This window comes from Streptosporangium sp. NPDC023963, assembly GCF_040639135.1.
Taxonomy (GTDB): domain Bacteria; phylum Actinomycetota; class Actinomycetes; order Streptosporangiales; family Streptosporangiaceae; genus Streptosporangium.
In genome coordinates, this window is the sequence record NZ_JBEZZK010000002.1 from 475964 (window position 1) to 487036 (window position 11073).

12 protein-coding genes are annotated in these 11073 nt (G+C 70.6%); 5 read left to right on the forward strand and 7 right to left on the reverse strand.

Features of this window, described 5'->3' with window-relative positions; genetic code table 11:
* Positions 1-121: 121 nt before the first annotated feature.
* Positions 122-760 carry a TetR/AcrR family transcriptional regulator gene (locus AB0F88_RS08220; protein ID WP_362678879.1) on the forward strand — a complete coding sequence of 213 codons (639 nt, stop codon included), beginning with the start codon at positions 122-124 and terminating at the stop codon, positions 758-760.
* Between the two features lie 58 nt (positions 761-818).
* On the opposite strand, the gene AB0F88_RS08225 is transcribed toward AB0F88_RS08220, so the two are convergent.
* Both AB0F88_RS08225 and AB0F88_RS08230 read right to left on the reverse strand, forming a co-directional pair.
* Positions 819-1103, reverse strand: coding sequence for a MoaD/ThiS family protein (locus tag AB0F88_RS08225; protein WP_362678882.1), 285 nt, complete (start codon positions 1101-1103; stop codon positions 819-821).
* 8 nt (positions 1104-1111) lie between these two features.
* The gene (locus AB0F88_RS08230) at positions 1112-2227 is read right to left on the reverse strand and encodes an exo-alpha-sialidase (protein ID WP_362678885.1); all 1116 of its coding nucleotides are present in this window, start codon (positions 2225-2227) and stop codon (positions 1112-1114) included.
* 453 nt (positions 2228-2680) lie between these two features.
* Between AB0F88_RS08230 and AB0F88_RS08235 the strand changes: the two genes are divergently transcribed.
* Complete coding sequence (locus tag AB0F88_RS08235) at positions 2681-3547, forward strand: aldo/keto reductase (protein ID WP_362678888.1); 867 nt, start codon at positions 2681-2683, stop codon at positions 3545-3547.
* A 97-nt stretch (positions 3548-3644) separates the two neighbouring features.
* Here AB0F88_RS08235 and AB0F88_RS08240 read toward each other — a convergent pair whose 3' ends face one another.
* Entirely contained in the window at positions 3645-4244 is a 600-nt protein-coding gene (locus AB0F88_RS08240) for a protein-tyrosine phosphatase family protein (protein ID WP_362678891.1), read from the reverse strand.
* Between the two features lie 47 nt (positions 4245-4291).
* On the reverse strand, positions 4292-4876 hold the full coding sequence (locus tag AB0F88_RS08245) for a CGNR zinc finger domain-containing protein (protein WP_362678894.1): 585 nt from the start codon (positions 4874-4876) through the stop codon (positions 4292-4294).
* A 229-nt stretch (positions 4877-5105) separates the two neighbouring features.
* On the opposite strand from AB0F88_RS08245, the gene AB0F88_RS08250 reads away from it, so the two are divergent.
* Entirely contained in the window at positions 5106-5561 is a 456-nt protein-coding gene (locus AB0F88_RS08250; protein WP_362678897.1) for an Hsp20/alpha crystallin family protein, read from the forward strand.
* A gap of 144 nt (positions 5562-5705) precedes the next feature.
* Positions 5706-6041: a MerR family transcriptional regulator gene (locus AB0F88_RS08255; protein ID WP_362678900.1), complete on the forward strand. Its 336-nt coding sequence runs from the start codon at positions 5706-5708 to the stop codon at positions 6039-6041.
* Here AB0F88_RS08255 and AB0F88_RS08260 read toward each other — a convergent pair.
* The 3 genes from AB0F88_RS08260 to AB0F88_RS08270 are packed head-to-tail and all read right to left on the reverse strand — an operon-like array spanning position 6031 to position 9648.
* Positions 6031-6930 carry a carbohydrate ABC transporter permease gene (locus AB0F88_RS08260; protein WP_362678903.1) on the reverse strand — a complete coding sequence of 300 codons (900 nt, stop codon included), beginning with the start codon at positions 6928-6930 and terminating at the stop codon, positions 6031-6033. The genes AB0F88_RS08255 and AB0F88_RS08260 overlap by 11 nt on opposite strands.
* Positions 6927-7910: an ABC transporter permease subunit gene (locus AB0F88_RS08265; RefSeq protein WP_362680584.1), complete on the reverse strand. Its 984-nt coding sequence runs from the start codon at positions 7908-7910 to the stop codon at positions 6927-6929. The genes AB0F88_RS08260 and AB0F88_RS08265 overlap by 4 nt, the downstream gene beginning before the upstream one ends.
* Positions 7911-7953: 43 nt before the next feature.
* The gene (locus AB0F88_RS08270) at positions 7954-9648 is read right to left on the reverse strand and encodes an extracellular solute-binding protein (protein ID WP_362678906.1); all 1695 of its coding nucleotides are present in this window, start codon (positions 9646-9648) and stop codon (positions 7954-7956) included.
* Positions 9649-9860: 212 nt separating this feature from the next.
* On the opposite strand from AB0F88_RS08270, the gene AB0F88_RS08275 reads away from it, so the two are divergent.
* Positions 9861-11066: an ROK family transcriptional regulator gene (locus AB0F88_RS08275; RefSeq protein WP_362678909.1), complete on the forward strand. Its 1206-nt coding sequence runs from the start codon at positions 9861-9863 to the stop codon at positions 11064-11066.
* Positions 11067-11073: the final 7 nt, after the last annotated feature.

Sequence of the window (11073 nt, forward strand, 5' to 3'; positions counted from 1 at the left end):
CACCGTAACCGCACTCAGTGCATATTTGCAATGGATGCCAACTCGCGCTGAATGCTTATAGACATCGAGTGCCTATCTGCGCCGAATGCGTATCCGCGTCGGGTGCCGTACGCTGGGCCGCGTGTCTCTTCGCGACCGCAAGCGGGCTCGCACCCGCCAGACCCTCGTCGACGCCGCGACGGACCTGTTCGAGCGCGACGGCTACGACGAGACGACCATCGCCGACATCGCCGCCGCGGCCGACATCGGCACGCGCACGTTCTTCAGCTACTTCGCCAGCAAGGAGGAGCTGCTCTTCCCGGAGAGCGACGCGCGGGTGCGGGCGGCGATCGAGGCCATCGCGTCACGCGGCCCGGACGACGGACCGGCCGAGGTGTTGTTGCGCGCGCTGCGCAAGGTCGGCGACGACAGCGACGACCTGGCGGGCCGGCTCGCCGCGCTGCGGCTGAGGCTGGTGCGGACCGTGCCGGTGGTACGCGGGCGTGCGCTCCAGATGCAGTTCGACGCGCAGCGCGAGATCGCCAGGCATCTGGCCGCGGCGTTCCCCGAGCAACTCGACGAGGTGAGCGCGGCGGCGCTCACCGGAGCGTTCGTCGGCGCGGTCACGAGCGCGCTGCAGGTGCTGCTCGAGGACCCCGACCGGATGAGGGACCCGGCCGAGGTGCAGGCGGCCGTCCGGCGGGCGACCGACGTGGCGCTCACCCCGTGGCTGCGTGCGCCGGCCGAGCGGCCGGACCACCCGCCGCGCGATACGGCCTGAGCCGTTCGCGAGCGGCCCGACACTCCGTCGCCCGGGCCGCTCGTCCCTGCTCGGGGGGCTACCCGCCCGCCATCGCCCCCACGACCATGAACGGCTCGGCCCCCGTCGCGACCGGCTCGGGCAACGGGGTGTCGGGCGGCTCGTGGGACAGGTCCTGCTCGCAGGCGAAGAACCGCACGAACGGGCGGCGCCGCTGCGTGGCGTGATCGCGGATCGTCCCGCGCAGCATCGGGTAGCGGTCCTCGAGCGCGTCGAGGACCGAGCGCTGCGTGGCCTGCCCCCGAACGTGGAGCTCCACCTCGCCCTCGACGCTCGCGAGGTTGCGCAGATGTGCCGGAAGCACCACGCGGATCATGGCAGCGTCTGGACTTCGACGGACAGGACGGCAGGAAGGTCCCGGGCGATGGGCGCCCAGCTGTCGCCGGCGTCGGCCGAGGCGTACACCTGCCCGCCGGTGGTGCCGAAGTAGACGCCGCACGAATCCAGCGTGTCGACGGCCATCGCGTCCCGCAGCACGTTGACGTAGCAGTGGCTCTGAGGCAGCCCCCTGGTGAGCGGCTCCCACTCGTTTCCGCCCGTCCGGCTGCGGTACACCCGCAGCTTCCCCTCCGGCGGGTAGTGCTCCGAGTCGCTCTTGATCGGCACGACGTAGACGGTGTCCGGCTCGTGCGCGTGCACGGCGATCGGGAAACCGAAGTCGCTGGGCAGGTCACCGCTGATCTCGTACCACGAATCGCCGGCGTCGTCGCTGCGCATGACGTCCCAGTGCTTCTGCATGAAGAGCACCTCGGGACGCGACGGGTGCATCGCGATGTGATGGACGCAGTGGCCGACCTCGGCGTCCTGGTCGGGGATGCCCTCGGACCGCAGGCCGCGGTTCGCGGGCTGCCAGCTCTTGCCGGAGTCCTCCGTCCTGAACACGCCCGCCGCCGAGATCGCCACGGTGATGCGGGCGGGATCGCGCGGGTCGGGAACGATCGTGTGCAGGCACATCCCCCCGGCACCCGGCTGCCAGGAGGGCCCGGAGGGATGCTCGCGCAGCCCGGGCAGCTCCTGCCAGCTCTGCCCGCCGTCCACCGTGCGGAACAGGGCGGCGTCCTCGACCCCGGCGTACACCGTGTCCGGGTCGGTCGGTGACGGCTCCAGATGCCAGACCCGGGCGAACTCCCACGGGTGCGGCGTGCCGTCGTACCACTGGTGGGTGCCGGGGACACCGTCGTACTGGAACCGGTTGCCGACCGCCTCCCACGTCGCGCCGCCGTCGTCGGACCGCTGGATCACCTGCCCGAACCAGCCGCCGGACTGCGACATGTAGAGGCGGGACGGGTCGGCGGGAGATCCGGCGACGTGGTAGACCTCCCAGCCCCCGAAGTGGGGACCGCTGATGTCCCACCGCTCGCGCCTGCCGTCCGACGTGAGGATGAACGCGCCCTTGCGCGTGCCAACCAGCACCCGTACACCACTCATCGGCGTTCCTTTCCGAGCCGGTGCCGATCTGGGTCGACACTGCGGCCACGCTCCTGATCGTCCGACCGGGCTCGGAGCCGATTTCGTCCACGACATGTCCGCCACGGCCGTGGACACCGACGCTACGACAGCCCACCGACAAAATCGCCGCACGCCACGGCGGCGGACCGGCGTCGCGACGGCGAGGGTCCCCGCGCCCACCGGCCGGACGTGTTCTCAGGTCGTCTGACTTTTCGCGGATCGTCTGACTCGTCTGCTTCCCCTCGCGCGCGGGTGACGGTCTACTTCTGACATGGCGAACAGGGGACCCTCCGCACCTGGGGCGGGCCGTTCGGGCTGCTTTGCGAGTACGTGCCGCAAGGTTTACGAGTATGGGCCTCGGAAGGGGGAATCGGCCCCGTCGGCACGCTGTTCTGAATCATGAACGTCAGGCCGAGTCCTAGGAGGACAACCATGACGACCACGACTCGTCCCGCGGAGGCGTCGGGCCAGTTCGCCATAGGGGGAGACCTCACCGTCAACCGCCTGGGTTACGGGACGATGCAGCTCACCGGCGAGGGCGTGTGGGGGGATCCGCGCGATCCCGAGGAGGCGGTCCGCGTCCTGCGCAGGGCCGTCGAGCTCGGCGTGAACTTCTTCGACACCGCCGACTCCTACGGCCCGTTCGTCGCCGAGCTGCTCATCAAGAAGGCGCTGCGCCCCTACGCCGACGACCTGGTCATCGCGACCAAGGCGGGGTTCACCCGGCAGGGTCCCGGGCTCTGGACGCCGGTGGGCCGCCCCGAGTACCTGCGCCAGCAGGTCGAGCTGAGCCTGCGCCATCTGGGCGTCGAGCGGATCGACCTGTTGCAGCTGCACCGCATCGACCCGGCCGTCCCCGTCGCCGACCAGGTCGGGGAGCTCGCGCTGATGCAGCGGGAGGGCAAGATCCGGCACATCGGCCTCAGCGAGGTCAGCGTCGAGGACGTCGAGGAGGCGGGCAGGTCCGCGACGATCGTCTCGGTGCAGAACCTCTACAACCTCGCGCACCGCGACGCCGAGCCCCTGCTCGAGTACTCCGAGGCCAACAACATCGCCTTCATCCCCTGGTTCCCGCTCGCCACCGGCGAACTCGCGGCGGAGGGCGGCCCGCTGGCCGCGGCGGCCAAGGAGCACGGCGCCACCCCGTCGCAGCTGGCGCTGGCGTGGCTGCTGCGCCGTTCCCCGGTGATGCTGCCCATCCCCGGCACCTCGACGGTCGCCCACCTGGAGGACAACGTCGCCGCCGCGACCGTCCAGCTGACCGACACCGAGTTCGACGCCCTGACCAGGGCCGCCTGAGGGGAGACGGGCCCGTCACGGGGGTCTCGCGGGAATCCGGGAGAGCGTCCGTCGAGGAGGCCGTGGCCGCTCGGTTCCACGCCGGCCGCGATGCGGCTCAGCGCGATGTCCCGGGGGCGGCACCGTGGTCGCCCGGATCCTGGCGAGGGGGCGGTGGGAAGCGCAGTACCCAGCGGCGCTGCCACGGGGTCTCGACGGCCCGGGGGTGGTGGTGCTCGCGCGCCCAGGCGACGGCGTCGGCCGGGGCCAGGCCCGCCAGGACGGCGAGGCAGGCGACGACCGTGCCGGTGCGCCCGACGCCGCCCCCGCAGGCGACCTCCACCGCGGTGCCCGCCCGGGCCCGCTCGTGCAGCGCGCGGATCCGTCGCACGGCCAGATCGTGGTCGTGGGGCAGCAGGAAGTCGGGCCACCGGATCCACTCGTGTGGCCACCGCAGCCCGCTCTCCCGGCGACGGCGGAGCCGGTCGGAGCCGAGGTACAGGCCGAAGCCGGGCAGCGGCCCTTCCGGCGGCGGACGGCGCAGGCCGCGGCCGCGGATCCAGGAGCCGTCCGGCAGCTGGACGGCGCCCACGAGCGGCGGCCCGCTCACAGGTCCGCCGGTCAACCCGCTCACCGGTCCGCGGGCCGGGCCGCTCACAGGCCCGCTCACAGGCTCGCCGGCCGGGCCGGTCGCCGCGTCGTCCCTGGGGTCCTGCATCGTGTTCTCCCTGTGTCTCTCACTGGGCGGTGTCTCTCACCGGACGCTCACCGGACGCCGCCGAGTCGATGCCGTGCGCGGTGATTGGCGACATTGAGCCGGTTGCCGCACCGGTCGGGCATGCAGTAGACGCGGCGTCCTCCGCGGCTGGTGTCGACGAACACGCCGCGGCAGCCCGGGGCGGCACAGGCGCGGAACCGGCCGTGGCCGAGGGCGCGGACGGCGCCGAGCAGCCCGACGCCGATGAGCGCGGCCAACTCCTCGGCGAGCGACGCGCCCGGCGCGGTCGGGACGTACCACTGCCACCGCCCACCGGGATCGCGGTCCAGCGCCGGGCTGAGACCGGCCCGCCCGGCCAGCACGGCGGCGCCCGCGACGGCCTGGTCCTCCGTCTCGGTCTCCACGACGCCACGCGCCTCCCGGCGCAGCAGGTGGACCTCGCGGACGTCGTCGCCGGTCGGCGACCGCCCGTCGGCCAGGGCGTCGAGCCGCAGCCCGTGCTCCGCGAGGAAGCGCGTCAACGCCTCCGGGGTCGGCAGGGCGTCCCCGGCCGTCTGCACGGTGGGAGAGGTGTTGGCCAGGTCGCCGGCCATGGTCGCCCCCACCACGTAGCCGGCGATGGAGATCCGCATGCCCCGCCACCTTCCATGTAACCGATAAAAAGAAAACATACCCCTTACATGAGGCGAAGTCACGGTGAAGGCGCGGACCACGCCCGGGCCGGCGGCCCGCCGGGGAGGTCTGGAAATTTCTCGTGAGACTACTTGCAAACCGGCGCACCGATAACCTATAACTGAACTAAGAGGTTTTCGAGAAGGCAGGCTTGAGGATACCTGCCAGTCCAAACGGAGGTGGTTACCGATGCTGCTGACGTCGATCGACCCGTTCATCCAGGAGTTCGACCGCCAGTTCGACCGGCTCGCGCGTCAGGCCCTGGGATCCGGCGAGAGTGCCGCCCGTGGGGCCATGCCGCTGGACGGTGTGCGGCGCAAGGACGACGTCCTCCTGAAGTTCGACCTCCCGGGCATCGACCCCGACACCATCGAGGTGACCGTCGACCGCGGGGTGCTCTCGGTGAGCGCCGGTCGCGAGGAGGAGTACGGCGAGGAGGACCGCCTGTTCGTCCGGGAGCGTCCGATGGGCACCTTCACCCGACGCGTCTACCTGTCCGAGCACCTCGACAGCGACAAGATCGACGCCGCCTACTCCAACGGCGTCCTTGCGGTGCGCATCCCGGTCATCGAGCGGGCCAAGCCCCGCAAGGTCGAGATCCAGAAGGCCGAGAACACGTCCGACCAGAGGTCCATCAAGGCGTGAGGTCCAGGATCTGACCGACGAACCTCCTCGGGGTGGGTGCCGGGTTCCGGCGCCCACCCCCGCGCGTTTCCCACCCCTTCACCGTCACGGACCTCCCATGAACTCCAGCGAACCCCCACGAACCCGTACGGGAAAGGAGCGGTGATGGCCCGGTTGCCCTTCGACGACGAGCACGCCCCGCTGTACTCCGTCGGCCAGGTCGCCGACATGCTCGACGTCGAGCAGGCGTTCCTGCGCCGGCTCGACGAGCACGACGTGGTCAGCCCCGCCCGCTCCACCGGCGGCCAGCGGCGCTACACCCGCCACGAGATCGGCGACCTTCAGGACGCCATCCGGCTCGTGGGCGAGGGCATGACCCTCGCCGCCGTACGCCGGATCTTCACCCTGCAGCAGCAGGTCCGCGACCTGCAGGAGGAGCTCGCCAGGGAGCGGGCCCTCCGGCGGGAGGACCCGCCCTTCAAGGGACCGCTCACCCCTTGACGGCCCCGATGATCACCCCCTTGGTGAAGTGCCGCTGGACGAACGGGTAGAGGAACAGCACCGGGAGCAGCGCGACGACGATGATGGCCATCTGGATGGCCAGGCTCGGTGGCGGGGCCTGCCCGGCGACGGTGCCGACGCCGGTCTGGCCGACGATCAGCGACTGGCCCTGGAGCACGTACTGCCGCAGCACCACCTGCAGCGGCCACTTGGCGTTGTCGTTCAGGTAGAGGACGGCGTTGAAGAACGAGTTCCAGTAGCCGACCGCGTAGAACATGCCGATGACGGCCGTGACGCCCTTCGACATGGGCAGCACGATGGTGCGCAGGATGCGGAACTCGCTCGCGCCGTCGATGCGGGCGCTGTCGGTCACCTCCTCGGGGATGTTCATGAAGAACGCCCGCATCACCACGAGGTTGAACGCGGTGACCGCCCCGGGCAGGATCAGCGACCAGTACGTGTCGATCAGCCCCAGCGAGCTGACCAGCAGGTAGTTGGGGATCAGCCCCGGGCCGAACAGGAACGTCAGCAGGATCAGGAACAGCATCGGCCGGTGCAGCAGCGACCCCGGCCGCGACAGCCCGTAGGCGGCCAGCACGGTGACGGTCAGGCTGATCGCCGTGCCGACGACGGTCACGCCGAGGCTGACCCCGACCGCCCGGGTCACCACGCCGCCGGAGAACAGCTCCTCGTACGCGGCGAGGGACAGCCCGCCCGGCACGGTGACCAGGCCGCCGGCCTCCGTCACCGCCTCCTGGGTGGACAGGCTGGTCAGCACGACCATGTAGATGGGGAAGAGCACGCACGCGACGATGAGCGTCAGGACGAGCCCCTTCAGGAGCCCGCCGGCGCGGCTGGGCCGCTCGGCCCAGGGGGGAAGAGTCGTCATGATCGTTTGTAGATCCCCTGCTCGCCGAATCGGTGGGCGACCTTGTTGGCCACCAGGATCAGCACCAGCCCCACGAGGCCCTTCACCAGGCCGGCCGCCGCGCCGTAGCTCCACTCGCCGGTCAGCAGCGTGCGCCAGTACACGAAGGTGTCCAGCACCTCGGCGGCGTCCCTGCCGACCGCGTCGCGCTGCAGGAAGAACTGCTCGAACCCGACGTTCAGCGCCTCGCCCAGGCGCAGGATCAGCAGCAGCACGATGACCGGGCGCAGGCCCGGCAGGGTGATGTGCCACAGCCGTCGCCAGCGGCTCGCGCCGTCGACGGCGGCGGCCTCGTAGAGGTTCTGGTTGATGGCCGCCAGCGCGGCCAGGAAGATGATCGTTCCCCAGCCGGCGTCCTTCCAGACCGTCTCCGCCGTCACCAGCACGATGAACGTATCCGGATTTGTCATGATGTCGATGCCGTCGTACCCGTGGTCACGCAGCACCTGCGAGAGCAGGCCCGCACCCCCGAACATCTGCTGGAACAGCGTGACCACCAGCACCCACGAGAAGAAGTGCGGCATGTAGACGATGCCCTGGATGAACAGGCGCAGCCGGGGCCGCACCACGCTGTCCAGGAGCACGGCCAGCATGATCGGTATGGGGAAGTAGAAGACCAGCTGGAACGCGGTGATCGTCAGGGTGTTGATCGTCGCGTCCCAGAAGCTCGCGTCGAACGCCAGCCAGTGGAAGTTGGCGAGCCCCACCCACGGGCTGTCCCCGATGCCCACGTACGGCGAGTAGTCCTGGAACGCGATCACGTTGCCGAGCAGGGGGACGTAGTGGAACAGGACGAGCAGCCCGATCGCGGGAAGGGCCATGAGCAGCAGCTGCCAGTCACGTCTCAGGCGCGCGCGGAAGGATCGCGGGCGCGCCCGGCTTGTCCTCGGACCCCTTTTGCGGACATCCTTGGAGGTGCCGGCGCCGGCGGGTGAGGTCAGGTCACCCGCCGGCCCGGTCTTCTCGCTGTCCCCGGGCGTCGTCCTAAGCACGGCCGTTGTCCCGCAGGACCTTCATGTAGAAGTCGCGGGCCTCGTCCCCGCCGTCCCGCCGCCACTCCGCGGCGATCTGCTTGGCGTCGCTCACCGGCCGCCGGCCGCGCATGATGTCGGTGAACTTGTCCTCGGTGGGGACCTGCAGCCCGGAGAACTTCGACGGCCGCTGGATCCTGATCCCGTCGAACGGGCCCTTCTCCAGATACTGGAAGCTCGCGTTCTGCCACTCCATGTTGAGCTTGACCGCGTCGGGGAAAGGCCAGTCCACGTACTGCGGACGCCCGCCGAGGAAGCCGTAGGTGTAGGCGACCTCCTTGCGGTTGAGGTCGGTCTGCACCGGGATGTTGTCCTCGCCCCGGGTGAAGTGCTTGCCCTCCACGCCGAAGTTGGAGAGCTCGTACTCCTTGGTCCCGTACGGCGCCGCGCACCAGTTGAGGATGGAGAGGATCTCCTCCACCTTCTCCTTCGGCAGGCCCTTCTTGACGAACGTGAAGAGGCCGGCCGCGTTGTTGTGGTACATCAGCGGGCTGCCGCCGTCGTGGGAGAAGAGCGGGAAGGCGTTCAGGCCGAAGTCGGGGTTCTTGCCGCGGTGCTGCTGCAGGAGCTCCTTCCAGCCGCCCAGCCCGTCGCGGTAGACGAGGATCTGCCCGGCCCCGATCAGCTCCTTCTCGTTGGCGCCCTTGCTGCCGGCGACGGTCGGGTGGACCAGCCCCTCCTTGAAGACCTTCCGCATGAACTCCAGCATCAGCTCGAACTCGGGGGTCTCGTACTTGTGGACGAGCTTGCCGCCCTCGTACCGCCACTCCTGCGGGATGCGGAAGGTCGGCCACATCATCTCGTGGATGCTGCCGAACGCCCAGCGCTTGGCCTTGGCGTCGGTGATCTCCTTGCCGAGCTCGAACAGCTCGTCGGCGGTCTTGGGGTTGGTGTTCCAGCCGTTCTTGTCGAACAGGTCCTTGCGGTAGAGCAGCGCGAGGGGATACGGCTCGGTCGGGAACGGCACCGCCATGAGCTTGTCGTTCCAGACCGACCACTGCCACGCGGCTGTCGGCAGGTTGGCCAGCAGCGGGTAGGGCTTGACCTTGTCGCCCTGCAGGTACGGGGTGAGGTCCTCGAAGGTCTTGTCGACGGCGGTGTTGAAGTCCGCCATCTTGTCGATCTCCCAGCTCGGGATGACCATGATCTCCGGGATGTCCCCGGAGGCGAGCCTGGCGATGGCCTTGTCGGCGTAGACGGTGCCGTCGGTGATCTGGAACTCCACGGTCGCGCCGATGTCGGCGTTGACGGCCTGGAAGTAGGAGTTGCTCGCCAGTCCGGGCGGCGGCGGACCCCACAGCGGGGTCATGGCCTTGTAGGTGCCGCCCCTGCCCGCCTTCTGGGAGAGCGCGGCGGTGGGGGTGGCCGGGTAGGAGGTGAAGCCGCCGCTGACGTCGGGGACCCCCGGAAGGGTGGAGACCGTGCCGGGGATGTCAGGCTTGATGCCGGGGAAGGCGGTGTAGGTGGGGGTGAGGGACGTCAGCTTGTCCGCCGCGGCGGCCGTGGCGCCCCCGCTGCCGGGCCGGGGGCCGCTCGGGGCGGAACACGCGCCCAGCAGACCGCCGCCCGCGACCATCGCGGCGCTCAGTCCCACCAGCCCGAGGAATCCACGGCGGCTGGTCATCGCGCCCGGGGGAAGATTTTTCACGGGGCGCTCCCTTCGTTGTTTCGAGACGGGTCCGGGGTGTCGTGGGGGACGGCTCCGGGGTAGAATTAGTTAGTCTTTCGACCAAACAAATTAGTCGAGGGTGGCCGCCGCCACAAGGGACCGCCGATCGCGGGGCGCCGGGGAGCGGTCACGGATTGGTGAACGATGGGGCATGATGGGGCCAGCCTGGCCGAGCGGGAGCGGGACTCACCTTGATCACATCTACGACTGACCCGCGTCCGGCCGACTTCGCCGACGTGCGGGCCACCAACCTCGCCGTCGTGCTGAGGTTCGTGCGCGAGCACGCGCCGTGCTCGCGGGCCGACATCGCGGCGTCCACCGGTCTCAACAAGGCCACCGTGTCGAGCCTGGTCGCCGATCTGATCGACCGCCGCCTGGTCAGGGAGACCGGCCTGACCGAGAACCGCGTCGGCCGCCCCGCCACGATGCTCGTGCTCGACGGCTCGCCGTACGCGGCGATCGGCATCGAGGTCAACGTCGACTACGTCACCGCGGTCGCGGTGGACCTGTCGGGGGAGAGGCTGCTGTCCTGGCGCAGGTCCTTCTCCGGCGCGGCCGGCACGGCGGGCCAGGCCATGGCCACCGTCGCGGGGATCGTCCGCCGCGTCGTGACCCGGATGGCCAAGGAGGAGCGCCAGGTCCTGGGGCTGACCGTGGGCGTGCCGGGACTGATCGGCACCGACGGCACCGTGCGCATCGCGCCCAACCTCGGCTGGCGCGACGCCGACCTCTGCGGCGACCTCACCAAGGCCCTGCGCGATCCGGGCTTCCCCGTCCAGGTCGACAACGACGCCAACCTGGCGGCCCTGGCCGAGCACCGCTTCGGCCCGCACGCCGGGACGGCCAACCTGGTCTACCTCACCGGCGAGATCGGCGTCGGGGCCGGGGTCATCCTCGACGGGCGACTGCGCCGCGGCGGCCAGGGGTACGGCGGCGAGATCGGCCACATCCAGCTCGACCCCTTCGGCGCCGAGTGCCGCTGCGGGCGCCTGGGCTGCCTGGAGGCCGTCGCCGGGATCGGCGCCGTGCTGGAACACACCGCGATCTCGCCCGCCGAGGTCGAGATCGAGATCGAGGAGGTGGTGCGGCTGGCCCGCGCGGGCGACGCGCGCACGCTCGCCCTCCTGAGTTCCGTGGGCCACAACCTCGGCAAGGGCGTGGCCCTGATGACCAACCTGCTCAACCCCGAGGTGGTCATCCTGGGCGGCTACTACGTGCCGCTCGCCCCGTGGCTGCTGCCCTCGGTGGAGACCGAGACCCGCGGGCGCACGATCGCCCCGGACACCGGGGGCTGCCGGGTCGTGGCCTCCACGCTCGGGTACGGGGCCGCCGCGCTGGGAGGCGCCGCCCGGGTGCTCGACTCGGTGGACTCCGGACGCCTGCCGCGGGTCCCGTGATCCGCCG